This is a genomic window from Shewanella sp. A32, assembly GCF_029167175.1.
Taxonomy (GTDB): domain Bacteria; phylum Pseudomonadota; class Gammaproteobacteria; order Enterobacterales; family Shewanellaceae; genus Shewanella; species Shewanella yunxiaonensis.
Window position 1 is genome coordinate 123688 of the sequence record NZ_JARFTS010000004.1, and the last position, 25971, is coordinate 149658.

The 25971-nt window shown below is 48.7% G+C and carries 29 protein-coding genes; 13 read left to right on the forward strand and 16 right to left on the reverse strand.

Annotated features, from left to right (window positions below; translation table 11 throughout):
- Positions 1-81: 81 nt before the first annotated feature.
- The 7 genes from PY479_RS04955 to pdsR all read right to left on the reverse strand — a co-directional run bounded on the left by PY479_RS04955 (position 82) and on the right by pdsR (position 7428).
- Positions 82-1572: a serine carboxypeptidase gene (locus PY479_RS04955; RefSeq protein ID WP_275483063.1), complete on the reverse strand. Its 1491-nt coding sequence runs from the start codon at positions 1570-1572 to the stop codon at positions 82-84.
- A 110-nt stretch (positions 1573-1682) separates the two neighbouring features.
- Positions 1683-1898 carry a GDCCVxC domain-containing (seleno)protein gene (locus PY479_RS04960; protein WP_228730312.1) on the reverse strand — a complete coding sequence of 72 codons (216 nt, stop codon included), beginning with the start codon at positions 1896-1898 and terminating at the stop codon, positions 1683-1685.
- A gap of 337 nt (positions 1899-2235) precedes the next feature.
- Positions 2236-2559, reverse strand: a complete 324-nt coding sequence (locus PY479_RS04965) for a hypothetical protein (RefSeq protein ID WP_212593681.1) — start codon at positions 2557-2559, stop codon at positions 2236-2238.
- Positions 2560-2839: 280 nt separating this feature from the next.
- Positions 2840-3109 (reverse strand): YihD family protein, encoded by a 270-nt coding sequence (locus PY479_RS04970; RefSeq protein ID WP_212593680.1) that lies wholly within the window; start codon positions 3107-3109, stop codon positions 2840-2842.
- A gap of 154 nt (positions 3110-3263) precedes the next feature.
- Positions 3264-4442 (reverse strand): cystathionine beta-lyase, encoded by a 1179-nt coding sequence (locus tag PY479_RS04975; RefSeq protein ID WP_275483064.1) that lies wholly within the window; start codon positions 4440-4442, stop codon positions 3264-3266.
- A 131-nt stretch (positions 4443-4573) separates the two neighbouring features.
- Positions 4574-6739, reverse strand: a complete 2166-nt coding sequence (gene pdsS / locus PY479_RS04980; RefSeq protein WP_275483065.1) for a proteobacterial dedicated sortase system histidine kinase — start codon at positions 6737-6739, stop codon at positions 4574-4576.
- Positions 6736-7428 carry a proteobacterial dedicated sortase system response regulator gene (gene pdsR / locus PY479_RS04985; protein ID WP_275483066.1) on the reverse strand — a complete coding sequence of 231 codons (693 nt, stop codon included), beginning with the start codon at positions 7426-7428 and terminating at the stop codon, positions 6736-6738. The genes pdsS and pdsR overlap by 4 nt, the downstream gene beginning before the upstream one ends.
- Positions 7429-7635: 207 nt before the next feature.
- Between pdsR and pdsO the strand changes: the two genes are divergently transcribed.
- The 4 genes from pdsO to PY479_RS05005 all read left to right on the forward strand — a co-directional run bounded on the left by pdsO (position 7636) and on the right by PY479_RS05005 (position 12588).
- Positions 7636-8367 (forward strand): sortase-associated OmpA-like protein PdsO, encoded by a 732-nt coding sequence (pdsO, locus tag PY479_RS04990; protein WP_275483067.1) that lies wholly within the window; start codon positions 7636-7638, stop codon positions 8365-8367.
- An 18-nt stretch (positions 8368-8385) separates the two neighbouring features.
- On the forward strand, positions 8386-10599 hold the full coding sequence (locus tag PY479_RS04995; RefSeq protein ID WP_275483068.1) for a marine proteobacterial sortase target protein: 2214 nt from the start codon (positions 8386-8388) through the stop codon (positions 10597-10599).
- Entirely contained in the window at positions 10599-11240 is a 642-nt protein-coding gene (locus tag PY479_RS05000) for a class GN sortase (RefSeq protein ID WP_275483069.1), read from the forward strand. The genes PY479_RS04995 and PY479_RS05000 overlap by 1 nt, the downstream gene beginning before the upstream one ends.
- A gap of 163 nt (positions 11241-11403) precedes the next feature.
- Positions 11404-12588 carry a 1-acyl-sn-glycerol-3-phosphate acyltransferase gene (locus PY479_RS05005; protein WP_275483070.1) on the forward strand — a complete coding sequence of 395 codons (1185 nt, stop codon included), beginning with the start codon at positions 11404-11406 and terminating at the stop codon, positions 12586-12588.
- 41 nt (positions 12589-12629) lie between these two features.
- On the opposite strand, the gene PY479_RS05010 is transcribed toward PY479_RS05005, so the two are convergent.
- On the reverse strand, positions 12630-13655 hold the full coding sequence (locus tag PY479_RS05010; RefSeq protein ID WP_275483071.1) for a diguanylate cyclase: 1026 nt from the start codon (positions 13653-13655) through the stop codon (positions 12630-12632).
- A 204-nt stretch (positions 13656-13859) separates the two neighbouring features.
- Between PY479_RS05010 and PY479_RS05015 the strand changes: the two genes are divergently transcribed.
- The gene (locus PY479_RS05015; RefSeq protein ID WP_275483132.1) at positions 13860-15398 is read left to right on the forward strand and encodes a M28 family metallopeptidase; all 1539 of its coding nucleotides are present in this window, start codon (positions 13860-13862) and stop codon (positions 15396-15398) included.
- An 86-nt stretch (positions 15399-15484) separates the two neighbouring features.
- Here PY479_RS05015 and PY479_RS05020 read toward each other — a convergent pair whose 3' ends face one another.
- Entirely contained in the window at positions 15485-15919 is a 435-nt protein-coding gene (locus PY479_RS05020) for a DUF413 domain-containing protein (RefSeq protein WP_228730309.1), read from the reverse strand.
- 109 nt (positions 15920-16028) lie between these two features.
- Between PY479_RS05020 and hdfR the strand changes: the two genes are divergently transcribed.
- Positions 16029-16874 carry an HTH-type transcriptional regulator HdfR gene (hdfR, locus tag PY479_RS05025; RefSeq protein ID WP_212593672.1) on the forward strand — a complete coding sequence of 282 codons (846 nt, stop codon included), beginning with the start codon at positions 16029-16031 and terminating at the stop codon, positions 16872-16874.
- Positions 16875-16889: 15 nt separating this feature from the next.
- On the opposite strand, the gene PY479_RS05030 is transcribed toward hdfR, so the two are convergent.
- On the reverse strand, positions 16890-17270 hold the full coding sequence (locus PY479_RS05030; RefSeq protein WP_212593671.1) for a diacylglycerol kinase: 381 nt from the start codon (positions 17268-17270) through the stop codon (positions 16890-16892).
- A 186-nt stretch (positions 17271-17456) separates the two neighbouring features.
- On the opposite strand from PY479_RS05030, the gene PY479_RS05035 reads away from it, so the two are divergent.
- The gene (locus tag PY479_RS05035) at positions 17457-18392 is read left to right on the forward strand and encodes a DNA ligase (protein ID WP_275483072.1); all 936 of its coding nucleotides are present in this window, start codon (positions 17457-17459) and stop codon (positions 18390-18392) included.
- A gap of 156 nt (positions 18393-18548) precedes the next feature.
- On the opposite strand, the gene PY479_RS05040 is transcribed toward PY479_RS05035, so the two are convergent.
- From PY479_RS05040 to PY479_RS05065, 6 genes are all read right to left on the reverse strand, one after another.
- Positions 18549-19745 carry a phage integrase Arm DNA-binding domain-containing protein gene (locus tag PY479_RS05040; protein WP_275483073.1) on the reverse strand — a complete coding sequence of 399 codons (1197 nt, stop codon included), beginning with the start codon at positions 19743-19745 and terminating at the stop codon, positions 18549-18551.
- Positions 19726-19965 carry an excisionase gene (locus PY479_RS05045; protein WP_275483074.1) on the reverse strand — a complete coding sequence of 80 codons (240 nt, stop codon included), beginning with the start codon at positions 19963-19965 and terminating at the stop codon, positions 19726-19728. Before PY479_RS05045 ends, PY479_RS05040 begins: the two co-directional genes overlap by 20 nt.
- An 85-nt stretch (positions 19966-20050) precedes the next feature.
- Entirely contained in the window at positions 20051-20668 is a 618-nt protein-coding gene (locus PY479_RS05050) for a DNA N-6-adenine-methyltransferase (RefSeq protein WP_275483075.1), read from the reverse strand.
- Positions 20665-21036 carry a hypothetical protein gene (locus PY479_RS05055; protein WP_275483077.1) on the reverse strand — a complete coding sequence of 124 codons (372 nt, stop codon included), beginning with the start codon at positions 21034-21036 and terminating at the stop codon, positions 20665-20667. Before PY479_RS05055 ends, PY479_RS05050 begins: the two co-directional genes overlap by 4 nt.
- A complete protein-coding gene (locus PY479_RS05060) occupies positions 21033-21347 on the reverse strand; it encodes a hypothetical protein (RefSeq protein ID WP_275483078.1) in 315 nt (104 codons plus the stop codon). The genes PY479_RS05055 and PY479_RS05060 overlap by 4 nt, the downstream gene beginning before the upstream one ends.
- Complete coding sequence (locus PY479_RS05065) at positions 21344-21964, reverse strand: hypothetical protein (RefSeq protein WP_275483079.1); 621 nt, start codon at positions 21962-21964, stop codon at positions 21344-21346. Before PY479_RS05065 ends, PY479_RS05060 begins: the two co-directional genes overlap by 4 nt.
- On the opposite strand from PY479_RS05065, the gene PY479_RS05070 reads away from it, so the two are divergent.
- From PY479_RS05070 to PY479_RS05095, 6 genes are all read left to right on the forward strand, one after another.
- Positions 21963-22394, forward strand: coding sequence for a lysozyme (locus PY479_RS05070; RefSeq protein ID WP_275483080.1), 432 nt, complete (start codon positions 21963-21965; stop codon positions 22392-22394). The two genes, PY479_RS05065 and PY479_RS05070, sit on opposite strands and share 2 nt — an antisense overlap.
- The gene (locus PY479_RS05075) at positions 22378-22890 is read left to right on the forward strand and encodes a hypothetical protein (RefSeq protein ID WP_275483081.1); all 513 of its coding nucleotides are present in this window, start codon (positions 22378-22380) and stop codon (positions 22888-22890) included. The genes PY479_RS05070 and PY479_RS05075 overlap by 17 nt, the downstream gene beginning before the upstream one ends.
- A gap of 119 nt (positions 22891-23009) precedes the next feature.
- Positions 23010-23288 (forward strand): HP1 family phage holin, encoded by a 279-nt coding sequence (locus tag PY479_RS05080; RefSeq protein ID WP_275483082.1) that lies wholly within the window; start codon positions 23010-23012, stop codon positions 23286-23288.
- Positions 23288-23818, forward strand: coding sequence for a terminase small subunit (locus tag PY479_RS05085; RefSeq protein WP_275483083.1), 531 nt, complete (start codon positions 23288-23290; stop codon positions 23816-23818). The genes PY479_RS05080 and PY479_RS05085 overlap by 1 nt, the downstream gene beginning before the upstream one ends.
- Positions 23790-25763 (forward strand): terminase gpA endonuclease subunit, encoded by a 1974-nt coding sequence (locus tag PY479_RS05090; RefSeq protein WP_275483084.1) that lies wholly within the window; start codon positions 23790-23792, stop codon positions 25761-25763. The genes PY479_RS05085 and PY479_RS05090 overlap by 29 nt, the downstream gene beginning before the upstream one ends.
- Entirely contained in the window at positions 25760-25966 is a 207-nt protein-coding gene (locus tag PY479_RS05095; RefSeq protein WP_275483085.1) for a hypothetical protein, read from the forward strand. The genes PY479_RS05090 and PY479_RS05095 overlap by 4 nt, the downstream gene beginning before the upstream one ends.
- The last annotated feature ends 5 nt before the right edge of the window (positions 25967-25971 follow it).

Genomic DNA, 25971 nt, shown 5'->3' on the forward strand with positions numbered 1-25971 from the left:
ATGACAATGTCAGTAGCAGGGAATCGTCAGATACCCTTCGGTTGGGCATCTGACCAGGTTGTAATGTTTTAATGGTGGTTATTATTCGTAAAACTGGTGAATATCATGTGCCAGCTTTTCTCGATCCGGTTTGTGCAAATAGATCATGTGGCCTGATTCATAATAAGTACGAGTGACTCGGGATAAATCGATACCGTATCGTCCGAAAGTATATTCACCATCAAAGAACGGCGTGGCATAGTCAAAATAACCGCTAGCCAACAGGATTTTCAGGCTGGGATTTTTACGCATCTCTTCTGACAAGGCATGCGCAGCATTAACATAATGAGGTTCACGGCCCGGGGTGCGATCATAAACCCAGTTATGATCTACCTCTTTGGAACTCACCACGTAATCGCGGTCCCAGCTAACCTTAAGATCTGTTGCAAAATAATGACGTAATGCGGCGTTGTAAGCGGCTGATACGGCAACACTGGCTGCGTCATATTTGGGGAATGAATCCAAATCATCAAGTTCATCGTTACTATAGCGGGAATCCAAACGACCGACGGCAAGACCTTCATCTGCCTTCAATAATTTCACATGATGTTTGGCATTAATGCGTAAATTCGCCCGTTTAACCAGCTTCAGCGGCAGTCCGGTGTAATAGGCGAGTTTTTCTGCTACAGCGTCAAATTCATTTTGCGGCAATGCACTCCCTTTAAACAACGCCGGGAGGTAGGTGTTGACCGCAAAGGCTTTTACCTCTGCGACTAACGCTGGCAGCGTGATACTTGTTTGGTCAATTTTATGGTGATACCAAGCCGTCGCGGCCATTGTTGGCAAATAGGTCACATGGGAAATCATATTATCAGCGGTGGGGGTGCTGCCTTCATAATCCAGCGCTTGGCTAATTAAAATCAAACCATTCATGCGGATAGGAGACATACCGTCATCCAGATACGGCTGCATTGCTGCAGCACGAGTCGTTCCGTAACTTTCACCCGCTAAATATTTTGCTGAGTTCCACCGGTTGTTTTTCGCAATCCAGCGTTTCACAATCTGGCTTACGGATTTGGCATCTTCCGCCATGCCCCATACATCCTTGGCACTGCCTTTGCCTGCGAGTTTGCTATATCCAGTGCCGATAGGATCGATGAAGACTAAGTCGGTTTTATCTAATGGACTCAGATGGTTATCAATAATTTGATACGGTGAATTCCCGGCATCTTGAGCGTCGCTAGGAACAACCACAAGTTTTGGACCAAACATGCCCATGTGTAACCAAATGGACGCAGACCCCGGTCCACCGTTAAACACAAACGTGACCGGACGATGTTGCTTACTGTCAGCCACGTAGGCGGTAGTGACAGCATCAGCAATAACGTCACCTTTATCATTATACAAATGCATATTGCTTACGGTGGCTGTATAACTAATTGTTGTACCGTTAAATTCACCTTTGTGCTGTGTCACGAACGATTGAATTTCTGGTACTGCTAGCAAGGGACTAGGCTCAGTGCTTTTTGGCGTTTCAGCCATCAGATGAAAGCTACTAATCAGACAGCCAATGAGTAAAATTTTTCGCATCATTTTTCCCTAATTTTTTTATCATCGTTCTGGTTGTTTAACTTGGCTAATGCTGGTGTGATGCATAGAAACTTAGCCTTTTAGCCATATTCCAGCGGAGGTGGAAGTGGTTCTCAATGACAACAACAGTTTTTCCCTTGTTGTATTGGTGGGCACTTTACTGAGCCAAACGAGCAGAAGACACAACAGTCGCCGGGATTTGGCTTTAATAGCTGATGACACGATGTACATTCGTAAAAGAATATGCAGGCATTGGTCGGCATTTGCTCTTGTTTCTTGAAACCACACTCGGGGCAAGTAATCTCCGATGTCAAAATTAACGTTGTCATTTTTTTATCAATACCTTCTTCACGTGACTACACCACAGACTAACTTGATTCGCAGTAAATTCAATGCAAAACAACAGGGTATAAATCATTACGCATCATTCAATAGCGACATCAACTGCTAGGCTGAATTCGTTATGGTGCATTGAAGCGTTCACGGCTTCTAATTTTGCAATGTTAAGACATTATTACCTCTGTGTGCGGCGTCGAGTCTGATTTAATGTATTTCAAAATATATTCATCAGATAACCGCTCGTCAGCGGTGACGAATGCCAGCGCAACGTCAATGTCGGGAAAAGCGTTTTGAGCTGGTATTTTTACTACTGGGGCAAGTGACTTGTCATGCCACTAACCGGGTGATACCGACCTCAGAAACCACTAGCGTAAGAAAGTAAATCGCGGTGAGTATCAACGACTTTTTATTGCCCCACTCAAAGGCGTGTTTGGAAATAAGAAAGATAGAGACAATTGCCAACGCCATGGGAACAAACGTGAGCAGTGGTGGCAGTCCCAATAAACCAATTGCTAAGTTTCCCAGAAAAATAATTAAGGCTGGGACAAACACTATGGTAAATGCGGTGCCAAAGTCTGTTGCAGCACGATCTCGCTGAAGTAACTGAATCGAAAAATACAGCACAACGGCTGTGATCAGTACAATGATCATAAAACGTCCATGTATTAAGTGGTTTGAATATTGGTTTGCTTAATGCTGCCAGCGACGACACGTATAAGGTGCGCCTTTCGATAACAAGGTGCGATTTTAAGACTAGGTCAGTGCTTGCAGATTACAGCTGTCAATTTTGTATCAATTTATCGTAGATATTTTGGATAAACAATGCACGGCCGCAGCGAAGGTAAACTGCAGATTTCAGGCGCGTTATTTTAAAAGAAAATATGGAGATATCGTTTATCATCTAATCTCCGCGCGAAAATTCATGGAAGCATTATTCGTCCAGCATTCCTCTGGCACGTAGAATTTCTGTTTTAAAGTCGGCGACATAATCTTTTTGCAGCCCGGGAATAGGCTGACTTTTATCGGCATCTCGCATTTTCAAATGATAGATTAATACATCATCGGATAAGTCCTGCAATTCGCCTTGGTAACCCGCTTCTTGTGCCAGTTGTACGATGAATTGCAGCAGATTCAGCTCAGAGGATTTTTGCCAGGCAGGATTGAGTAATTCCAGCAATTCGTTGATGCGGTGACAATTCATGGTGGGCTCCTTTTAGGCGTTATGGTAACCAACATAACAGTGAAGCATGTATTCGCAAAGTACAGCATGCAATAACACCGCTACGAGTTGCCAATGGCCTACAAAAAGGGTGGCAAGGAGCCACCCATTAATCAGCTTCCTATTACGGAATCGGTTATGCGCCAAGTGCCGCATGGTAACGCTCGAAGGCGGCTTCCAGATCTGCAATCAGATCCTCTGGGTCTTCCAGACCAATATGTACCCGGAACATCGGTTTGCTGCTGTCCCATCGGGTAGCCGTGCGGATTTTTTCAACACCAAATTCCGCCAGGATCAGGCTTTCATAACCGCCCCAAGAAAAGCCCATCTTGAAGTGCTCCATGCCTTCGACAAACGCCTGCATTGCTTTACGGTTGCCTGATTTCAGTAGAAACGAAAACAGCCCGTTACTGCCGAGATAGTCGCGCTGAAAGAATTCATGCCCCGGACATGACGGAAATGCCGGATGACGAATGTGATCAATCTCAGGACGAGTTTCTAACCAATGGGCGATCTCAAGTGCGTTTTTCTCTTGTTGCGCCATACGTACCCCAAGGGTGCGTAATCCACGCAGTGCGAGATAGGCATCGTCGGCAGATACACATTGGCCGAGCAGATAGCTGTTTTCGCGCAACTGTTCCCAATACTGTTCGCTGGCAGTGGCGGTACCCATCATCACATCTGAGTGGCCCACAATATATTTGGTGGCAGCCTGAATGGAGATATCGACCCCTAATTCAAACGGACGGCAATTAATGGGAGATGACCAGGTGTTGTCCAGCATGGTGACAAGTCCATGCTCATGTGCAATTTTGCATAATGTCGGTACGTCCTGGACTTCCATCGTGAGCGAACCGGGGGACTCTAGGTACAGCACTTTGGTACTGGGACGAATAAGCTCAGCAATCCCGGCACCTATCATGGGATCATAATACGTGGTCTCGATTCCCAGACCCGCCAGCAGATTGTCACAAAGTGCGCGGGTAGGTTCATATACACTGTCAACCATTAACAGGTGGTCACCACTTTTTAGAAAAGATAAAAGTGCGCCCGAGATAGCCGCCGCGCCAGAAGGATAGAGTGCAGTACCTGCGCCACCTTCTAATTCGGCGACAGCGGCTTGGAGTGCAAAATGGGTATCGGTGCCGCGACGACCATAATACAGTTCGCCTTTACTGCGGCCAGCGCCAGCTTTGGCCATGTGTTCAAGGCTGTCAAATAAAACGGTGGAAGCGCGAACGACCGGCGGATTGACTACGCCTTTAGTCCATTTTTTGTCCCTTCCTAGGGAAACTATTTTGGTAGCTCTTTTCATTATTAGGCTCTTGTACTGCTGATGTTCTGAATGTAAGACCTGTGTTCCCTGAACGTTGGCTTCAGGGTGAACAGGCATCTTAACACTGAAATGGCTGTGGGGAACTCCTGCCAGCCTGAGAGTTGTTCATGTTAGCCGGGAAGTGGCAAGGTTAAGGTGAACATGACGCCGGAGCCATCACCCAGATTCGCGGCTTTGATGCTGCCACCATGAAACGCGGCGATTAGCCTGGCGATATAAAGTCCCAGCCCCAAATGCGGCTTTTCTTGATTACCTGCGGGACGCACTGAAACCATCGATTCGAAGATCTGCTCGCTCATATTCTCAGGCAGTAATGGCCCTTTATTTTCAACGGTGAGGATCGCCTGTTTCGCCTGTATCCGGAGTACCAGATTAATCGGTGAATCCGGCGTATGAAATTCCAGCGCATTGCTGATGAGTTTATCCAGCAATTGCGCGATGTATTCCGGCACCCCCAGCATCATTAATGGCTCATCCGGTTGTTTCAAGGTAAAGCGCTTTTGCGGGTAAGTCATCTGATACCCGGCAACGCAGCCGCTGACGACTTTGGTTAGCGGAAACTGATCAGCTTCGCTGTTGTTAAGCGATTCCTCGAGGCGGGTGGCTTCACTCATATTGGCGAGGATCAACGATAGCCTTTTTACGCCTTCCTGCGCCCGGTCAACATATTTCATCGCCTCGCCGTCAATGGGTTGCAAACTGAGATGTTCCAACGAGCTACGGACTACCGCCACCGGCGTGCGCAGCTCGTGCGATAGCCGCGATGACATATTTTCCAGATAGTGGGTATATTGTCCTAGCCGAGACACTATGTTGGCGAAGCTGCGTGATAGATCGCCAATTTCATCGCGAACTGCTGAAGGCGGAATGGTGTCTCGTACTCGTCCCTGACTATCAATGGCTTTTTCAGCTTGATCCCTGAGCTTACGAATCCGGCTGGAGATACTTGACGCAAAAAAGAACAACGCAAGAGTACCAACAGTCATCACAATCAGGATGATATTGAACAGCTTCTCCAAGGCACGGTTACGCAGAGTGCGAATGCCATGGGTGGTTTCTTCTGCCACCACTGCGCCCATGACTTTGTTGTCAATCCAGATCGGACTCGCGGCTGACAACACCACCGCTTTGCTATCAGGTGTTAGGCGCCAAGTCGAGGCCAGATTCCCTGCCAGCGCTTGCTGAATATGACTGCCTTGCAGTTCAGTCGAATCCTGTAGCGAATCGATAAAGTCATTGGGGGGCCGGGTCAGGATTTTGTAGTAGATAGGATTGAGATATTGCTTTTGCAGGCGACTCCAGAAGGTCTCCGGTTCATCATCAACTTCGCCCCACACGCCATTGCTGTTGCGGATATCGCCCGACTTCGCTAGCACGCGTCCATGGGTATCCACTACCCATATACGTGAACTATTATGGCTCATACCTTTGATAATGCTTTCAATTTCTGGCGACGGTACTAACACAGTACCGAGTCGGTCAACACTGTCGGTGGCAGACGTGCCGACAACGGCTTCCAGTTGCCGGGTCTTACGGTTATTCACATCGTGGATGGCAAATCCCAGTTTACTGCCCACCATTTCTAGTGGCATTCGCAGTTCAATATTGTAACCCTGTTCGGTTTTACGCCACTGCCCCTGAATGCGGTTTTCCGGGACAACCGGTGAGGTGAGGGTGGCATCGGCGGGCAATTCATAACTGCTGAGCCAGCCGTCTTTCATATTGGCCACCACATAACGGTGAAAGCTGCCATCCGATGCCTGGGTGGCAATATCCAGATAGTCATTGCGATCAACGGCCAGACTGTTACGACCACGATAGACAACGTGCGGATCGGTGACTTCAAAAAAGCCATAGAGGTAACCGCTGTATTTGCCCACCATATGGCGGAATGACAGTTTCGAGTCGCTGTTTTGTGCCAGAAACAAGCGGTAACCGTCGCCGTATTCCATCGATTTGCTGCGATATTGTTCCCAGTCGTCCAGTTTGCCATCCAGCTGGATCGGGCCTTGTAGCGGATAAGCATAGAGGTCGCGGCCTTTCTCTACCTGTTTTAGAAAGCTTGCCTGCGAGTCAAAGAGCTTGGGGCGTTCATGTAGTGCAGTCGCTAACGCTTGCGTCGTCCCTTCCAGCGTTTTTTCCTGGCCATGACGCAGGTATTTTTCCATTTCCCAGACGTATTGATAACTGAGCCAGGGCAAACCTAATAGAAATAACGACAATACCAGCGTTTTGGTGCGCAGACCGATGGGCGGGTGATAAACCGGCAGCTTCACGCTTGACTATCCCAGCGATAGCCCATGCCGTAGACGGTATCGATGCAGTCGAATTCCGGATCGAGCGCCAGAAACTTCTTGCGAATACGTTTAACGTGAGACGTGATCGTACTGTCATCCACATAAATTTTGGCTTCCTGCATCAGATCGCCCCGGCTGCGCACATGGCCGGGATGCTTTGCCAGCGCGTGTACCATCCAAAATTCAGTCACCGTGAGTTCAATTGGGGCATTCTTCCAGCAAACCTGAATGCGGTTAGCATCTATCGACAAGTGACCGCGTTCCATCAATGATTCGCTTTGAAGGTTGCTGCCCGCTAATTCACTGCGCCGAAACAGTGCGGCTAAGCGTGCCAGCAAATGCGGAAAACTGACATCCTTGCTGAGATAATCATCAGCGCCAAGGCGTAATCCGCAAACCGTATCGAAATCGCTGTCCCGGGCAGTGAGAAATATGATGGGCAAAGCATTAGACATCGCCCGTAATGCCTGGCATAGGGTAAAACCACCATCTATTTCGTGTTCCAGCCCAATATCAATAATCGCCAGATCCGGCAGGCGGGTATTGAATGCGTGCATCGCTTCAGCGCGATTGGCATAACCTTGTACGCTATAGCCCTGATTTTGTAATACGTCCTTATAGTTCTCGCGGATGGCAACTTCATCTTCCACGATAGCGATGCGTTTCATGAGCGCTGAAATCTCGGGTTATGAGTCATTAGCCGTGACTATACAACAATTTGCCCGATAAAAAAGTGCTCACAGGCAAATGCCATTTTGTTGCCACAATTGATCGGCGAACTGCCATTTTTACTCCCTGTGTCCGCCATTTCACCCAGGTTTAATGTCCCCATCGAAAGCACGATGACTTAACACTAACAACAAGGAAACAGTGAAATGAAACAGCACATTATCTCCGCTTTAGTGATCTCTTCTCTGATGGCGATGCCTGTGATGGCACAGGAACAGCAAGACAACCAGACCCCGGCGGCCATTGGCTTTGGTAGTGGTATGGTTTTGGGCGCTGTCGTTGGCGGCCCAGTCGGCGCCATTGTCGGAGCCTTTAGTGGTAGCTTGGTGGGGAAGAGCGTTGGGGATGACAAACACCTCAAAGCACAGCAACAAACATTGGATGAACAAGCTCAACAAATCACTGTGCTTAATCAGAAACAGCAGTCACTGGAGCAATTACAAGCGCAATACACCGAAGCGCAGCGACAACTGAAGACCTTACAGGCAGCACGTGCATCGAAACTGGAGGAACTGACGGTAGGCATGAATGTTCAGTTTCGTACCGGTACTGCAGAGATTGAGCCTCATTTCGCGAAGCAGTTACAAGATATCGCGTTTGCCATGAGTCTTGCACCAGAGCTGACGCTGGATCTGTCCGGTTATGCTGACCGTCGTGGTTCGGCGGAATTCAATCAACAGTTATCCGAACAGCGAGTGCAGGCAGTACGGGAGTTTCTGATCCAGCAAGGGGTGAATGGCGCAAGATTAACCGCGAACGCTTATGGTGCCAGCGCCCCGTTGAACCCAAAAGAAAGCCTAGAAAATGACTTTTTTGACCGTCGGGTGACCTTGCGTCTGCAAAGGCCTGATGCGGCGTTGGCAGCCAATAATCAGTAACGAGTTGAGGAGATACGTATGAAAAAGGATTTCCTTGAGACGGTTGAAGGAGCACATCTTTGCCGTGTTGAAACGGCGGATGTATCGCGGTGCGAGGACAGTCGGGCATTTCTGCCTGACTGGATGTTCAGCCTGATGCAAACCGGTGGTCTGCTGCTGTTAGCCGTGTTGCTGTTTAATCTGTTGACCTCTGTATCAGCCATTGCTTCAACGCAAATGGCTGATGACTTGGTGGCTAACCCCATGTGGCCAGGTTGTGGCACTTTGGAATGGCAAGGTGTCAATGCCGACGTTGCCCCAAACTTGCAAACCGAAGTAAAGATGCAGGTGTCGGGACTGACGAATCGGGTTACCGTCACCCAGCATTATATTAACCATAGTGAACAATGGCTCAATGGCCGTTACCTGTTTCCGTTACCGGAAAATGCGGCAGTGGACAGTTTGCAGATGAAGGTCGGTGAACGGAGGATTGAAGGCCAGATCAAACCCAGGACAGAGGCGCGCCAACTCTATGAGCAAGCAAAGGCGGAAGGGAAACGAGCCAGTTTGCTGAGTCAGCAACGTCCGAATCTGTTTACCACTGATGTGGCCAACTTGGGTCCAGGTGAATCCCTGGAGATCACGTTCAGTTATCAGCAATCACTGACCTATCGTGACGGTCAATTCAGTTTGCGATTTCCAATGACTATCACACCGCGTTATGTCCCGCTATCAATGTTACGCAACGAGGCTCAGCTAACAGATGCGTTATCCCTGCAATCTCCGATGGTCGATAGTGATGCACTACAACGCGAACAAGCGACTGTTAATCGAACCGATATTGCAGTGACGCTCAATGCTGGTGTCCCGTTAGCGGCCATCCGCTCATCCAGTCATCAGATCCAGCAGCAATCGCAGTCTAACGGTCAGGTGGTTATTTCCCTGACAAAGATAATGCCAGCGCGGGATTTTGTCCTGGAATGGCAACCTCAACCGGAGGCGGAGCCAACCGCGGCGTTGTATAGTCAGATGGGGCAGACACATCTTCTGACTCCCCGTGCGGGTAACTCAGTGATGCCAGATAAAAGTCGTTACAGTCTGTTAATGTTGATGCCGCCGGCACAGTCACCAAGCACTGCGCAACCACGTGAGCTGATATTGGTTATCGACACTTCCGGTTCAATGGGGGGGGCCGCCTTGGCGCAGGCGAAAAGTGCCGTGCTCTTTGCCTTATCAAGTCTTAAGCCGCAGGACAATTTCAATATTGTCGCGTTTAACTCAGACGTACAGCCATTGGCGCCAGAAGCACTACCGGTTACTGCAGTTAACCTTGGTCGGGCGCAGCAGTTTGTTCGGTGTCTCGATGCCGATGGCGGTACCGAAATGGCCAAAGCCTTGCGACAAGCATTACCGTTGACCAACGAGGACAATTCTAAAACCGCCAAAGATAAGCGATTACGGCAAGTGATCTTTATGACCGATGGTGCCGTTGCCAATGAAGATGAGCTGTTTGAGATGATCCGTAATCGGCTTGGGGCGAGTCGCTTGTTTACCGTCGGTATTGGCAGTGCGCCCAACAGTCATTTTATGCATCGCGCAGCGGAGTTAGGGCGTGGGACGTTTACCTATATCGGCAATATGCAGGAAGTGGAGCAGAAGACAATTTCACTACTTAGCAAAATTGCGGCACCAGTGTTAACGGATGTGCAGTTGCATTATAGCGATGGCACCGTACCCGACTATTGGCCCGCATCTATTCCGGACCTGTACATGGGCGAACCGTTAATGGTCAATTTACGTGAGCGGAGTGAAGACCAACCACCGTTATTGGTTTCCGGAATGCGGAACGGGCAACGGTGGCAACAACAGGTGCAACTCAAGGCGAGTATCGCTGCGCTCGGGCTGGATTTGCTCTGGGCGAGACAACAGATAGCCTCGCTGGAAATGATGCGTAACGGTGACAATCGCGAGCGTACCACGCAACAGGCGACTGCGCTGGCGCTGAAATATCATCTGGTCAGTCATTATACCAGTCTGATCGCCGTTGATGTGACGCCAGTGAACCCTGCGCCGCAGCATAATGTGCAGGGACAAGCTCCGAATATGGCTCCTGTTGGATGGCAAGCCTCTGGCAACATGCCGCAAACAGCAACCGATAGTCGCTTAATGTTGGTGCTTGGGCTGCTATGTCTGATTGGTGCTTTATTCTGTGGCGCCTGGCGACAGCGCTTATGGCAGGCAAGGTGTTGCTGATGGCATTCACTAGCGCATATCGGCATCTGTTTGTGCTGGACTGGTCAGGTGGGGTTAAGCAGATGTGCGTCAGTCTGGCGATGATACTGCTGTTGCTATCGGGATTGGCCATGATCATGAAAGGAGGATATATGCAGGCCAAAGCGATGTTTGCCCAATATTTGATTGAGGATGCCTGGAATAAAAGTTTGCAGGATAAACACCCTCATAAACCATGGTTCTGGGCCGATACTCATCCGGTTGGAAAATTATGGATTGGTGACAATCCTCCGTTATACGTGCTCGCGGGTGCCAGCGGCCGTAATCTGGCCTTTGGTCCAGCTCAGATAATGGGTGGAGCAAAACCGGGTGAGGTAGGTAATACGGTTATTGCGGGACATCGCGATACCCATTTTGCCGTGTTGGCTTATGCGCGTCGCGGGCAGATGATCCGTTTACAGACCATGGATGGTGAAGTGCATTTTTATCGCATTCGTGCCACTCGTATCGTGCATGAATCGCAGACACAATGGCTCACAAGTGGCGATGAATCACTGCTGACATTGGTCACCTGTTATCCGTTTAATGCATTGACGGGGGGCGCAACGCTCCGATTCTTGGTCGAAGCGGAGGAAGTTGTGCCATTGCAGCAATCGGCTTGAGCAATCCGCAAAGGCAATGGGTATTAAACCGTTGCCAATGTGGTTTTTCGATCAACTGGTCGGATTGTGCCTTGAGTGGTAGCCAATCTGGCAAGTTTCGGGTATTTTGCCGTTTTATTTTCTGCGCCGATGCGGCGTGCAAGTAGTAGGCAATATACGGTTAATGACTGACAACGGCTCTTTTGATGATATTCGTCCCTACCATGATGACGAAGTATCTGCAGTTCTGGCGCGAATTTTACAAAGTCATGAACTCCGACGAACGTTGGCGCGTTGGCGTTTCCCACGACTGAGTCGGCTGGCACCATGGGCTACAGATTGGCTGGTTAGTCGACATCTGCAGCGTCAATTAAGTGGATTAAAAACGGTGGCTGAAGTTCAGCAAGTGGTCGCGGCATATATGCAGCGGATGATGGCTACTACCGTTACTGCATTAACCGTATCCGGTCTGGAACAGTTGGCCGCAGATAAGTCGTACCTGTTTATCAGTAATCACCGCGATATTGCACTCGATCCCGCATTCGTGAATATGGCACTTTATGCCCATGGACAGCAAACAGTACGGATCGCGATTGGTGACAATCTGCTGACAAAAGATTATGTGACCGATCTGATGCGTGTGAACAAAAGTTTTATTGTTAAGCGTTCCGCCAGTAGCCCACGGGAAAAACTCAAAGCCTCAAAACAGCTATCCGCCTTTATCCAGCACTCGTTGCAGCAAGAGCATAGTCATGTGTGGTTAGCACAGCGAGAAGGGCGCGCCAAGGATGGAAATGATTGCACTAACGCCGCAATCATTTCGATGTTGTCACTGAACCGTCCTAAGACTCAGGATTTTGCGGATTATATCCGGGAACTGAACATTGTGCCTGTGGCCATTTCTTATGAATGGGACCCGTGTGATGTGGCTAAGACCCGCGAGTTGTATAGTTTGCAACAAACAGGTGAATATCGTAAGCAGGTCCATGAAGATATCGCCAGTATCGCCTCTGGCATCGCTGGTTTTAAGGGCAGAGTGCATTTGGCATTCGGTGCGCCACTTGCGGCTGATTACGCTAACGCTGAAGCGGTTGCGGCAGAGATAGACCGGCAGATCTGGCAGAACTATCACCTGTTCCCCAGTAATGTGCTCGCTTATCGTCAGTACACCGGCAATGCTGATGAAAGTGTCGCGAATGTCACCGTAACGGATATAGCTGCACAATCAGAAAAATTTACGCAGCGCTTGCAATCTATTGCAGAGGAACAACGTGCTATTTTTCTCGCAATGTATGCCAATCCGGCGCTGAATAAAGTCGGTAAAACCCCATGTGGCTGCGCCGTTCAATCCGAGAACTCACCGGAGTAAGCTTGTAGGCGGGGGGCGTTACGCCATGATTAGCGGCGTAACTAACCGTTAATAGGCATCACTCGGTTACGTCCTAAGCGCTTGGCTTCATACAAAAATTGGTCAGTGCGTTCAATAAAACCCGCAACCGTATCCTTGGGTTGCCATTCACTGACGCCAAAGCTGGCGCTGATGTTACCGACACTTGCGTGCTGTTTGCGATCACGTACGGTGACTTTCTCCAATGAGCGCCGCAGCGATTCAGCAAGATGTCTGGCAATCCTTAGCTGGCTTTTAGGTACTAATACCGCAAATTCTTCACCACCAAAACGGTAAAGTTTGATGCCATCACGGCAATTTTCCTGCATACGTTTGGCAACCGCACGTAGCACTTGATCGCCCAATACATGGCCATAAGTATCGTTAAAGTCTTTAAAATGGTCGATATCACTGAGGATTAAGCAGGTGCCTTCCGGAGACTGCTGCAGCAATGCAGAGATATCCAGATTAAAAGCCCGACGATTGAAACATCCTGTTAATGCATCGTACATGACATCATGTTCAGCCGTAGAAAGCCGCTGACGTAATGCTTCAATCTCTTGCTGCGCTTTATCCAGTTGGCGGGTAAAGTAGGCGGTGCTGTTGATGATGTCGTCAGACTCTTTTACCAATCCGCGCACCATATCCATCACCTGTTCCAGACTGATGGCTTCTTGTTCCAGTAAGCTTAACTTACCGAAGTTTGCCTCCAGTTTGTTTCTGAAAGCATCAGTGTCGACGCTGGTATCTTTTAATGACTGCGCTAACTCTGTGGTCATTGCTTCCATGTTTTGCCGCAGGTTACTGACATCCAGATCTTTGGGATCACCAATATGCTGTTGGTACAACACTGCTGCCGTGGTTGGCGGGCAGGTCTGGTACTGTGAAATCACTTCGTCAAGCTGGGCGTTGAGCTGCGAATTTTGCTCGCCAACATAGGTATACCATAACGCATAGTTAGTAGGCGTTGTCGGTATCTGATATTTCAGCATAAGTGGCAATGCTTTTTTAAGATATTGGGCCGCTTGTTGTAATAAAGATTGAGTCATTCAACTTACCACTGTTTGTTATCTCGCCATCTTAGCATGTCAGCTACAACTTATTACAAATTTGCTTTCAGTTATCGGGCGTTACGATTGTCGGGAGCATATTCGCTGTTACAATGAAAATTCAACAATAATATTGTCGGAAGTAAGGAAGTTGTAGTGAAACCCTCCTCTCTGGTAGCCGCGTTGGGCTTGTTGTTCCTGCCCATGGTTCATGCTGCGCCATTTCAATTTGATGAATCGGCTTACCGCCACGATGTGAAGACTCTGGCCAGTGATAAATTTGAAGGCCGGGGCCCGCTGTCCGAAGGCGAAAAGCTAACGATAGATTATCTCGCAAAGTCTTTCCGTGATATCGGCTTGAAACCTGCGTTTGGTAACAGTTTTGTACAGAATGTACCAATGGCTGAGATTACTGCTGATCAGAATATGCAGCTTAAAGTTGGTGATCTGACTTTTGCTAACGGCAGCGACTTTACCGCCCGTACGGAACAAGTCGTGCCGCAAGTTAAGCTTGATAACAGTGATGTCGTGTTCGTTGGCTACGGTATTAATGCGCCGGAATATGGTTGGAACGACTATGCCGGTGTCGATGTTAAAGGCAAAACGGTCATTGTGCTGGTCAATGATCCTGGTTTTGCCACGCAGGATCCCAAGGTCTTTAAAGGTAATGCCATGACCTATTACGGTCGCTGGACTTACAAGTATGAAGAAGCTGCCCGCGAGGGCGCCAAGGCGGTGTTTATTGTGCATGAAACCGCACCAGCAGCCTATGGCTGGAATGTGGTAGAAAGCAGTAATACCAATAAAAAATATACGCTGGTGGACGCTAACAAAAACCTGTCTCACGTGGGCGTGATGGGCTGGATCCAGCACAGTGTGGCACAGCAGATATTTAAAGCCGCAGGGTTAGACTACGACCAGGTAAAACTCACCGCTATCAAAAAAGGCTTTAAAGCGATTCCGCTGCATTTAACCGCTAATTTGACCATTAATAACAGCATTGAGCTGGCGACTTCTCATAACGTCGCCGGATTGCTACCAGGTACTGAGCATCCTGATGAGTGGTTAGTCATGCATGCTCACTGGGACCATCTTGGTAAAGCGATGGTTGATGGTAAGGAAGCGATATATCACGGCGCGGTGGATAACGCCTCTGGGGTTGCGGGGGTATTGCAACTGGCGCGTTATTTTAAGAGCTTGAAAGGTAAGGATGCGCCTAAACGGTCAATTTTGTTTGCAGACTTTACTGCCGAAGAAAATGGGCTGTTGGGGGCTCAGTATTTTGCCGAGCACCCGCCTGTACCAACTAAGCAGCTGGTGGCTTTGCTAAACATTGATGGCATGAATGTGGGTAAACCGACAAACTATGTGCTGCAGTATGGTGATGGTGTGTCAGCGTTAGAAAAATACCTTTCCGATGCTGCCAAGGCTCAGGGACGCGTTGTGAAGCCAGATCCCCGTCCACAAAACGGGCTAATGTTCCGCTCTGACCATTTTGCGTTAGCGAAAGAAGGGGTGCCAGGATTGCTGTTCCTCAGTCTTGGCGATACCGATCCGGACTATATCAAGCACAAGTATCATCAGCCTGCTGACCGTTATGATCCTCATTGGGATCTCGGTGGCGTATCGCAGGACCTGACGTTAATGAGTGATATTCTGGACAAGCTTGCCAATAATCGTGATTGGCCAAAATGGCTGGAAGAGTCCGACTTTAAAAAGCGTCGGGCACAAGATGGGCGTTAATTGACGCGCAGATTGAGATGCAGAAAAAGGAGGCTGATTGCCTCCTTTTGTTACAGCGCTTGAACGCCTATGCGGACATTTTTCCCTTAGGCCTTTTCCTCAGCTTCCGGTTCTTCATCCTCGTCACTGGCATCTGCTTCAACATCTAAAGTATCCAGATACTCTTCCGTCTCAGCTGTGCGTACCAGATTTGTGCCGACCACCGCATAAAAAGGTCGACCCTGCGCTAGGGTAAGGTACTTTATCCAAAGTTTTTCCATTGGAGCAGATGCGGTCTGCGAACCGTTAATTACATCAACGAAGCGTTGTTCATCGGCCGTACGGGGTAACATCGTTCCCTCCGCGAGAGCTTTCAGGGCAACTCCGTGAGTCTCAAGCAACTCGGCTTCTTTTTGAGTAAAATCCCCGCAGCGGTGAAACCCTTTGGGAAAATTGGCATCATCATAAAAACGGCGAGTCGCAGTAAAACTGGCAACATTATCTTGAGGCACGCCAGATGGTGTAGAAGTCGTGGTTAACATCGTCATATCCTTGCAAAATTACCTGTACCAGAGATTTGCAAGCTGAGTATTGGCTAGTATGATTGATTTATAAATCAAAAAAATTTGTCTTGTTTGATAAAGAATTTTTATGGACACCGATCTGCTCAAGACGTTTCTTGAAGTCTCCCACACCCGCCATTTTGGTAAAGCTGCTGAAAATCTTTATTTAACCCGCAGCGCAGTTTCTTTTCGTGTCAAGCAGTTAGAGAGCATTCTTGGCGTAGAACTGTTTGAACGGCAGCGTAATAACATTCAGCCAACCCCGGCCGGTGAGCGTATGTTGGTACATGCGGAGGCCGTTTTATTGGCATGGGAACGAGCTAAACAGGATGTTTCATTAAGTCAGGTCCAATCAGTGCAACTGGCGATTGGCGCGGCACCGAATATCTGGGATGCCTATCTGCAGGATTATCTGCAAGGGTTACACGTGGGGTTGTCTGGCGTTGCGTTACGTACCGAAGTGCAGAACCAGTCTACTATGACCAGACAATTGATGGAGCGCACGCTGGATATCGCGATTTCCTTCGATCCGCCAAAGCTGGAAGAGTTTGAACTGTTACAGATAGGCGAAATTGTGCTGGGACTGGTCAGTTGTGAGCCGGTGATGTCGCTGGCTGATACCTTGCAGCAACAGTACATCAAGGTTGATTGGGGCACGGCATTTAATATTCAACATGCACGAGATTTTGCGGAGCTGCCATTACCGGTATTGCATACCGGTTCAGCGCGAATTGCCTTGGATTTTCTGTTAAATAATGGTGGCTGTGCATTTTTGCCGCAAAAAATGGTTCAGTCATATCTTGATAAGGGGCAGTTATATTTAGTGCCCCATACCAGCACCATCAGTCGTAGCGTGTATGTCTCTTACCTTACCAGTAATGACCGGTTACCGCAGATCTTACAGGCCGTGAACTACTTAAAAACTCAGGCCTGAATAGCTATTTATGGATTATATGGCTGCTTTCAATAGCGGCCATAAGATCACTAGCCAGGTGATACCACACAGGCACAAGCTGAGAAACACTGCCGCTGACGCAATATCTTTGGCCTGACCACTCAATGGGTGGTATTCATCGCCAATACGGTCAACGACTGCTTCAATTGCCGAATTCAACAGTTCTACAATCAATACCAAAAATACGGTCAGGATCAGCCATAGCTTTTCCATGATGGGCACTTCTACCCAAATGGCAAATGGCAGCATGAGCAGTGCAAGGATAGATTCCTGGCGAAATGCGGCTTCGTGGATCCAGGCAGATTTAATCCCTTGCATGGAAAATCCGGTAGCGCGAAAAATACGCTTTATTCCGTGGTTATTGGCTGGTTTCATGGTGCAACAGCTGACCCGTTATTAAGTTAATTTGCTGAGTGATTTCAGTTAGTCACTAAGCCCTGGTGAAAAACCGCGACAGTATAACACCTGTTCCTTTAAGGGAAAGTGTCAGTGATGATTTACCAGCAGGCGCGATTCAATGCGCTAGACTGAAAAAGTACACATCTCGGCAAGGAGGCCAATATGCGACTAACCGCACGTGTAAGGAGATGCATCAAGTTAGTAGGGGCAGCTATCTGTGGACTTTTGATCCCACTACTGGTGACTGCCGCTATCCCCACGGCTGAACTCGCCAAGGTTTGGCAATCTCAGGAAAATATTGCTGACTTTCTGGTGAGTGAAAAACTGGATGGCGTCCGAGCCCGCTGGGATGGTCGGCAGTTGCTAAGCCGTTCCGGTCTGGTAATTGCTGCTCCCGCTTGGTTCACTGACGGCTTCCCGCCAATCGTCCTGGAAGGCGAATTATGGGCTGGCTATGGCAGTTTTGAGCAAGTCTCCGTCGCCGCCAGAAGCAACAGTGACCAACAAGTGTGGCGGTCAATAAAACTTTACTTGTTTGATGCGCCGACTTTAGCTGGCAGTTTTACTGCACGTTATAAGCAATTCGCAGCGTATGATCAATTAACGCCCTATCTTCGTGTTATCCCGCAACGTCGACTGGAGGATAGCACCGCCTTACAACATTGGTTAAAGACGATATTGGACCGTGGCGGTGAAGGGCTAATGTTGCATCGGCAAGATGCAGTTTATACCAGTGGGCGCAGTGGTAATCTCTTTAAGCTGAAAGCGATAGAAGATGATGAAGCCAGAGTGCTGGCAATTTTACCAGGTAAGGGCAAATACCAGGGCATGATGGGGGCATTACTGGTGGAAACTGCGGCTGGCGTGCAGTTTCGTATTGGCACCGGATTTACTGATGCCGAGCGGAAGCAACCCCCCGCCATTGGCAGCTGGGTAACGTTTGCCTACAGCGGCGTTACCAGCAAAGGTAAACCTAGGTTCGCGCGTTTCCTTCGGGTAAGATTGGACTATCAACTGACACATGGTGCAGAAAATCAACCAGTTGGCAAAGCCCTTGAGTGGCAGTCTGTACCTGATAGCGCAACGGAGTCTTTTTGAATTTGTCTGCTCTTAACCTGACTGAGGTTCGTAGTATCCTGTTCGTTTGCATGGGCAATATCAGATTGTTTTGTAAGATTATGATTTATATATAATTATTTTTCTCTCCAAAATCTCTCCAAAATTCCTCTCCAAAACTCAGCTTAAATTCTGCTGTTAAATCACCAAATCAATCCACAGTTGACCACGTACATCATGATAGTTTGCGGTTGTTCTTGGGTCCTTATGTCCTAACAGGATCTGAGTATCTATCCCTTGCTCCGCATAAAGGCGTTCAGACAATGATCTTAATTCGTGGAACGTAGGTGCATCACTAGACCAGGCGATTCCGCTGCCGTTTCTTACATCTGCGAACCGTCTTGATATGGTGTCATAATGAATTGGATCCCCAACTGTTGCGCCTTGGGTACCTCTTAAATGGTGGAGCATGTATTTACTGACACAGTTACTTCGGCATTGAGACACAACATCACCTATGGTCATGTCGATAGCGTTAAGCTTTAGCGTAAGTGGAAGCCTTAGCATCGTTGAAGTTTTTTGCTGAAACACATGAAGCCATCCGTCTTCTACAAAGGAATAAGGCGGAGTTTTTCTATCTCCGCTTTTCCAGCTTTCATAAGCACGGTTCCAGTCTGCACTCTTTTTAAACTGCATGTTGGCGACATCTATGCGGCGTTGCCCGGTAACAAGCGCCAGTAATATCGAATTTTTAACCCACGGCTCATAGGCCGTTGATGCGCTTAGTATTGGTTCGATATGTGTAACATCCAAACGTGATCGGTAAACTTTTACCTTTGGTGCTTTTGTTGCCAATGCAGGATTAAACCCACCATCAATTTCACCAGCCTGAGCTGCCTCTTTAAACATATCGATGAGTAATGATCTCACCGCCTGAGCAGTACGTTCTTTCCCTTGTGCTTTAATCGACTGGATTAATTCATAACAGTCTTTTGTCGTGATGTTTTTAATTAATATGCTACCAATCGACTCGACTATTATTTTGGTTTGCGACTTACGTGATCGGTAGGTGTTATCGCGGATATCACCACTGTTTAAACGTTCTTGCTGTATCTGCATGTACCTTTCAGCCCAAAGCTTAAAAGCGATACCTGATATTCTCTTGCGTTCTGGTTTACTGTTTATGGTTTCCAGTATTGAACTTGCCATCTGTTGAGCAATTAGCAAGTTCAATGATGTTGCCCGTTCCTTTGCCAGTTCTCTATCCTTGCCAAGACCATGGAATCTACCATTACGAGGGTCGCGGTATTGGTAGTAAACCTCACCATTACGGCTATCCTGCCGGCAATATAGGTTTTCAACACCCAAGTTGAATTTACGAGGCCTTGCTGCCATTTAGAATCCTCCGAACAACATCGTCTTGAATATCATTAGCAGGTTTGCGGCTGCTTGGATCAACATAGATAGCATTGGTTTTAACCGCCCACCGCCGACCAAGTTTAACTGGCTTGGGAATGATACATCCTGATTTTGCCCATGCTCTCAGAGTGGCAGTAGATACCGGAAACTTGATGTGCTGCTGTGCCCAATCCTCTAGTGTGGTGTATTGGTCCATCTTCGCTCCTTATGCCTTCTGTACATCAGGCAACGGCTTAAACTCAACTTCTTGCTCAGTTAAAAAGGTCATTTCAGGAATAGGTTCAGCCATTATTCCTCTCCTTGTAAGGTACTTTTACAGTGCCTAAGTGTCCGAATGCCTTGGCGAACGCAGCGGTGCGGGTGCCGATGTAGGTGATCACGCTGCCTTTGGTGCAGCCTTTCACGCGCTGTCCGTCTTTGCCGATGTAATGCACTCGGCCGTGTGGGAATAATTGCGGGAACTCCAACAGTGGTAGAAACCATCCTTCTGATGAATTGCAGAAGGTGATGCACACAGCTTCAGTGACACGGCCAGATTGATACTCACCGATCAGTTTGTTTATCCAGTCAGCATTGCCTGGGATCGCTTCGGTGATATGGTATCCGCGTTCCTTACAGGCTTTCTTTTTGCACTTGCTGTGGTTACTGATGCAAGGCGCTTCACCCCTGTGGAAAGGGTGATTCATCCACACGCGGCCATGCCACTGCTGCTTTAACCCATCATCCGCTTGGGTAAAATAGTGATCTGCTTTTACTATTTCGTTAGCGATGGCGTTGCTTGCTGGGTCCAGATCAATGGCGCCCATCAGTTCACGAGCAGCTGCTGTCCACACTGGCGGTGTGTAATACTCAAAACCGCTTTCGGCGCTGGTCTGGTTGACTAAAGTGGCGTTGTTCATGCGACATCCTCCACCAGTGGCCACGGTTGAAATTTCATGATCGGTTGTTTGGTTTTCGGATTTGTCCTGCCTTTCACTGGTGCTCGCTGGAATATCCTCAGGTCTGCGCAAACAGTTGTTTTTTTTGCTAAAGCAATGAACTCTTTGGCGGCAGATGGTTGCGTCATATCAGCTGATATTTTCGGGGCTGCTTTCTTACCTGACGCAATAGCTTCAAATAGATGCTTAGCGTACTTTGTGACCTCGCTTTCCCATTCTTCAGCAGTCAACTGCACTAGGTTTTTACCGCTTCCTTTAACGGGTTTAACGCGCTTTCTGGCTACTTTGGTGCAGTAGTCCAGTGATGCGCCAAATACTGCAAAGCTCATGCTGCCACCTCCTTGTTAGCTGTCTCACAAGTGTGATGCTGTTGAAGGGAAGGAGATTTGTAGCCAAAGCGTGACCAGTCTTCTTCTTTGCAGATCTCGACTTTGGATGCGGCTAGTTCGATGCTGACGCAGCTGCGTGAGAAGTTACCTTCATCTAAACCGTTGATTGCTGCCGCTGCTGTTTGGGTGTGGCCTTTCACGTAGCGGTCGTGCAGCGCGGTTTTCACATCATCGCTGGTGATATCAGTGAGTGAGATCAGCGCATTGATCTTGCGGGCGGTTTCGTGCCCGGGAACCAGAGGCTTTATCATGCTGCCTCCTTATCCGCTTTACGGTCTAAGCGCTCAATCTCTGCGAGGATTAATGCTGCTGCTTTAACTAAGTCTCGGCGTGGGGTTGTAGGCTTCCAAAATTTTCCAGCAAATGGCCATGTAGACGGAACATTTTCACGTTCACTGCTGTTAGGAAACACACTGGCTAAGCAATAACAGCTTGCTGCGAATGCTAAAACACCATGCTGATATTTATCATCATGCTCTAGAGTCCAGCCTTCTGCAGATATCTGACGCTGACGTTCTGCAATCACATCAAGCATTGCTTTTGATGAATTGGGTACGAAGTACATGGCAACTGGTCCATCTTCAGTATCATGAATACTGACTAAGAAGCTCCCAGGTCGATTATCGAATGGATGCCAGTAACTACAATCTGATTCACCTTCTTCAAAATAACGATCTAATAGTTCCTGTGGAGCATCACCATCCATCATCTCAAAATGAAATGAACCATTGTTTTCTAATAGCCATTTATCAATTTCTTCCTTCTTTGTATCTTCATCCCACATAGGAAGATCTGGATGAGTCCAAAATCCATATACATCACGAATGATATCTGCTGGCTTTAGTGGGGCATTGCTTAGCGGTGGCATGATGATAGCTTCCGAAGAGGCTCTGGTAACCAGTAGTTATCTGGACCCGGTAGATATCATCACCGCCTGCTACGGACACACATCACCGACATTAACGCCTGGACAGACATTTACCGAAGAACAGTGCCTGGCACAGTTGGCAAAAGATCTCGTCCGTTACAACAACCAACTCATGAGTTTGACCAGACAAGTGCAGCTAACCGATCAGGAACACGCTGCATACCTCAGCTTCATCTACAACATAGGCGCTGGCGCATTCTCTACCAGCACACTTCGCAAGAAGCTGTTAGCCGGTGACAACATCGGTGCCTGCCAACAGCTTAGCCGTTGGGTTTATGCGAAAGGTAAAAGGCTGGCTGGTCTGGTTGTCCGACGCCAACGCGAACAAACACTCTGCTTACAAGGAGCCACCCATGCTGACCTGGATTAAAACCGCCGTGGGTAACGCCCACTTGACGATCATCGCAGTGCTGATACTTGCCATTGTGGCGCTAAGTGTTGGACTCAAGTTTTCTACCGATGCCACCGCGCTGGCACAGGCTAACTACAGCATAGTTGTTGAAGGGAATAAAACGCTGCAGGGCAATGTTGATACGCTCACGCTGACCATCAAACAGCAAGAGCAAGAAAAAAAACTATTGCAGCAACGGCTCGATGATTACGCCCAAGTCACTGCGGATTATGAGCAACAAGCTTCTATTCAACGAACCCGCGCACAGCAGCTACTGGATACCGTCATCCAACTAAGGAACAGCCAGAATGAACAAACCAAAACTTGGGCTACTGCTGTCGTTCCTGATGATGTTAAGCGGCTGCGGCAGCTCGCAGTGTATTGCGCCAATCGTGACCACCGAAGTACCGACGCCTGTAAATATCCCAAAGGAACTGACACAGGTACGTTGCGACCCACCTCCGTACAACTCTGATCAGATTGTCGATAACACCGACAACGAGAGTTATGTCAGCAAACTGCTTGATGCATTAAGCACTTGCGACATGAAGTGGCAAAAGCTAGACCAGTACCTGCAACTACAGGACCCGCATAATGAATGACCCAATGCAGAAAGGATTCAGCCTGTTTAGTTATCTCACCAATGCTTTAACGTGTTTATTCGGTATGTTTTCGCCAAACACCTGGTTGGTGATCGTCTCGGTGTTCTTTACAGTGCTAACCGGTTTTTGCAACTTCTACTACCAACAGCGGCGAGCTGCCGAGTCAGCGCGTGATGCTGAACTAAAAGAGATCCAAGACCGCCGCAACGCCGAATTACACGCGCTTGAAATGCAACTGAAGCAAGCGCAGCTAAAGAAAATCAATGAATAATGCCACGCATCAAGCCACAGGATCACGAACCGGTACTGCTCAACAAAACCGACATGTGCCGCAGCTTAGGGATCAGTACCCAGGCATTTGATAAATGGGATGTGCCCATTACCAAACGAGAAGGGCGGCAGGCGTTCTACTCCGTTTCCGATGTGGTTGCTAATCGTGTGGCCAACGAGCGCAAGAAAACCGCAGCACCAGAAGATGATCCTGAAAAGCCAAACTTAGACTTTGAACGTTGGCGACTCACTAAAGCTCAGGCCGATGGTCAGGAACTGAAAAACGAAAAAGACCGCAAAGAAGTCGTCGAGGTTGCATTCAGCACCTTTGTACTACAAAGGGTATCAGCACAGATCAGCGCCATTCTCGAACAGATACCACTGCGGATTAAACGTAAATATCCCGATATGCCACCGGCGCGAATAGACGCCATCAAAGCGGAGATCATCAAAGCTTCTAATCTAGCCGCCGAAGTGGGATCCGACATGGAGACAATGCTAGATGACTATCTCGGCAGCACAGATACATAACCTGTCTGCCGCCATTCATCTTGGCCTGACGGCCATGCGTAAACCGCCCATGCTCACGGCGGTAGAGTATGCCGACACCCACTTTTACATGAGTAGCGAATCCAGCTACTTAGAAGGCAAATGGGAAACACTGCCGTTTCAGGTGGCTATTCTCAACGCCATGGGCAACGACCAGATCCCCACCATTAACGTAATGAAGTCAGCGCGGGTGGGTTACACCAAATTGCTGATGGCAAACGCTGCTTATAAAATTGAGCACAAAAAGCGCAACGTTATCCTGTGGCAACCCACAGATGCCAGCGCCGAAGAGTTTATGAAGTCGCACGTTGAGAGTGCGATCCGTGATATTCCGGTATGGCTCAACATTGCGCCCTGGTATGGCCGCAAGCACCGCGACTCAACGCTCAACACCAAACGATTCTCCAACGGCAAGCAGTTGTGGATCCGTGGTGGTAAAGCCGCCAAAAACTATCGTGAAGTCTCCGCAGATGAAGCGATATATGACGAACTCGCCGCCTTTGACGACAGCATCGAGAAAGAAGGCTCGCCAACCTTTCTCGGTGATAAACGAACCGAAGGCTCGATTTACCGCAAGTCAATCCGTGGCTCCACGCCTAAAGTGTTGGGCCAGTGTCAGATTGAAAAAGCCTGTAGTGAATCCCGGGTGCAGATGCAGTTTCACCTGCCATGCCCACACTGCGGCGAACTGCAAGCATTAAAGTGGGGTGGCAAAGACGAGCCCTTTGGTATCAAGTGGCGCGACCATGATCCATCAACCGCTTATTACTGCTGTGAACATTGTGCCTGTGCCATCGAAAACCATCAGTTGATGGAAATGCAGGAACACCCGGCAGCGAAATGGATTTGCAAAAACAGCAGCATCTGGACCAAAGACGGGCTGGAGTTCTTCAACCCTGACGGCACCGAAGCGGCAACCCCGTCCAGTATCGCCTTTTATGTGTGGACGGCGTACAGCCCGTTTACCACCTGGGCGCAGATTGTCGAAGACTTCTACAAAGCCAAAGGCGATCGCAGCAAGCTGCAAACCTTTGTGAATACCACACTTGGCCAGCCGTGGGACGATGACACCGGCGAGAAGCTGGAATGGGAAGAACTGCACCGCCGCCGCGAGATGTACCCCAGCGGCAAGATGCCGCAAGGCGTGGTGTATGTCACTGCAAGTATTGATACGCAGGATGACCGTTATGAAGGTCGCGTATGGGGCTTTGGTGCTGGCGAAGAAAGTTGGTTAATTGATCGCTTTATTCTTTATGGCAAGCCAGACAGCAAAGAGCTACTGGATAAAGTTGCCGAGCGATTAAACAAAACTTATACCCGGGCAGATGGTCTTGTGCTGCCAATCGGCATCATCTGCTGGGACTCTGGCGGTCACTATACCGACACTGTTTACAGCATGAGCAAGCGTCTTGGGGTACATCGGGTTATTCCGGTAAAAGGCGCCAACGTCTACGGTAAGCCGATCGCCAACTTCCCGCGTAAGCGCACCAGTAAAGGTGTGTACTTGACGGAAGTGGGTACCGACAACGCCAAAGAGTTGATCATGGCTAGGTTGCATATTCAGCCAGATCCAAATCACGCTAAGCCTGGCGCCATTCATTTTCCGATGGATGACAGCATCTGCGATGAAACCGAGCTGCAGCAGTTAACAGCTGAACGCAAAATTCCACAGCGTCGTGATGGCAAGATCATCTACCGCTGGGATAACCAAGGCCGCCGCAACGAGGCACTTGACTGTTTCGTCTATGCCTTGGCAGCGCTATATATCGCTAAAGAGCGCTTTGGTATCAACTTGGACAAGCTGGCCGAAAAGGCCATTGCCAAACCAGAAGATGAACCGCAGCAAGCCGCTGCACCAGTAAAACCGAAATCTTCAACCGCTAACAACAACTGGCTGAAAACATCAGGCTCAGGGGGCTGGCTGTGACCAAAGAACAGATCCAACAGATGATTGATGCCTACCTCGAGGCTGAACTTGATTTGCTGGCAGGTAAAACCTCCGTGATCAATGGCAAGACCATGACAATGGAAAACCTGCAAGAGATCCGCGCCGGTCGTCTGGAATGGGAACGCCGGTTAACTGCCACCACTCGCCCCCGTGGCGGTTACAGTCTCGCGTCATTCGACTGAGGTTC

Excerpts from the sequence above, each read along its gene's own strand:
- PY479_RS04975 (WP_275483064.1), bottom strand. The coding sequence starts at position 4,442 with ATGAAAAGAGCTACCAAAATAGTTTCCCTAGGAAGGGACAAAAAATGG.
- PY479_RS05020 (WP_228730309.1), bottom strand. The coding sequence starts at position 15,919 with ATGTTAACCACGACTTCTACACCATCTGGCGTGCCTCAAGATAATGTT.
- PY479_RS05030 (WP_212593671.1), bottom strand. The coding sequence starts at position 17,270 with ATGAAACCAGCCAATAACCACGGAATAAAGCGTATTTTTCGCGCTACC.
- PY479_RS05085 (WP_275483083.1), top strand. The coding sequence starts at position 23,288 with ATGCCACGCATCAAGCCACAGGATCACGAACCGGTACTGCTCAACAAA.
- pdsO (WP_275483067.1), top strand. The coding sequence starts at position 7,636 with ATGAAACAGCACATTATCTCCGCTTTAGTGATCTCTTCTCTGATGGCG.
- PY479_RS05015 (WP_275483132.1), top strand. The coding sequence starts at position 13,860 with ATGGTTCATGCTGCGCCATTTCAATTTGATGAATCGGCTTACCGCCAC.
- PY479_RS05090 (WP_275483084.1), top strand. The coding sequence starts at position 23,790 with ATGACTATCTCGGCAGCACAGATACATAACCTGTCTGCCGCCATTCAT.
- PY479_RS05050 (WP_275483075.1), bottom strand. The coding sequence starts at position 20,668 with ATGAACAACGCCACTTTAGTCAACCAGACCAGCGCCGAAAGCGGTTTT.
- PY479_RS05000 (WP_275483069.1), top strand. The coding sequence starts at position 10,599 with ATGGCATTCACTAGCGCATATCGGCATCTGTTTGTGCTGGACTGGTCA.
- PY479_RS04970 (WP_212593680.1), bottom strand. The coding sequence starts at position 3,109 with ATGAATTGTCACCGCATCAACGAATTGCTGGAATTACTCAATCCTGCC.
- PY479_RS04995 (WP_275483068.1), top strand. The coding sequence starts at position 8,386 with ATGAAAAAGGATTTCCTTGAGACGGTTGAAGGAGCACATCTTTGCCGT.
- PY479_RS05070 (WP_275483080.1), top strand. The coding sequence starts at position 21,963 with ATGATGATAGCTTCCGAAGAGGCTCTGGTAACCAGTAGTTATCTGGAC.
- PY479_RS05010 (WP_275483071.1), bottom strand. The coding sequence starts at position 13,655 with ATGACTCAATCTTTATTACAACAAGCGGCCCAATATCTTAAAAAAGCA.
- hdfR (WP_212593672.1), top strand. The coding sequence starts at position 16,029 with ATGGACACCGATCTGCTCAAGACGTTTCTTGAAGTCTCCCACACCCGC.
- PY479_RS05055 (WP_275483077.1), bottom strand. The coding sequence starts at position 21,036 with ATGAGCTTTGCAGTATTTGGCGCATCACTGGACTACTGCACCAAAGTA.
- PY479_RS05040 (WP_275483073.1), bottom strand. The coding sequence starts at position 19,745 with ATGGCAGCAAGGCCTCGTAAATTCAACTTGGGTGTTGAAAACCTATAT.
- PY479_RS04960 (WP_228730312.1), bottom strand. The coding sequence starts at position 1,898 with ATGACAACGTTAATTTTGACATCGGAGATTACTTGCCCCGAGTGTGGT.
- PY479_RS04965 (WP_212593681.1), bottom strand. The coding sequence starts at position 2,559 with ATGATCATTGTACTGATCACAGCCGTTGTGCTGTATTTTTCGATTCAG.
- PY479_RS05080 (WP_275483082.1), top strand. The coding sequence starts at position 23,010 with ATGAATGACCCAATGCAGAAAGGATTCAGCCTGTTTAGTTATCTCACC.
- pdsR (WP_275483066.1), bottom strand. The coding sequence starts at position 7,428 with ATGAAACGCATCGCTATCGTGGAAGATGAAGTTGCCATCCGCGAGAAC.
- PY479_RS04955 (WP_275483063.1), bottom strand. The coding sequence starts at position 1,572 with ATGATGCGAAAAATTTTACTCATTGGCTGTCTGATTAGTAGCTTTCAT.
- PY479_RS05065 (WP_275483079.1), bottom strand. The coding sequence starts at position 21,964 with ATGCCACCGCTAAGCAATGCCCCACTAAAGCCAGCAGATATCATTCGT.
- PY479_RS05035 (WP_275483072.1), top strand. The coding sequence starts at position 17,457 with ATGCGACTAACCGCACGTGTAAGGAGATGCATCAAGTTAGTAGGGGCA.
- PY479_RS05060 (WP_275483078.1), bottom strand. The coding sequence starts at position 21,347 with ATGATAAAGCCTCTGGTTCCCGGGCACGAAACCGCCCGCAAGATCAAT.
- PY479_RS05075 (WP_275483081.1), top strand. The coding sequence starts at position 22,378 with ATGCTGACCTGGATTAAAACCGCCGTGGGTAACGCCCACTTGACGATC.
- PY479_RS05005 (WP_275483070.1), top strand. The coding sequence starts at position 11,404 with ATGACTGACAACGGCTCTTTTGATGATATTCGTCCCTACCATGATGAC.
- PY479_RS05045 (WP_275483074.1), bottom strand. The coding sequence starts at position 19,965 with ATGGACCAATACACCACACTAGAGGATTGGGCACAGCAGCACATCAAG.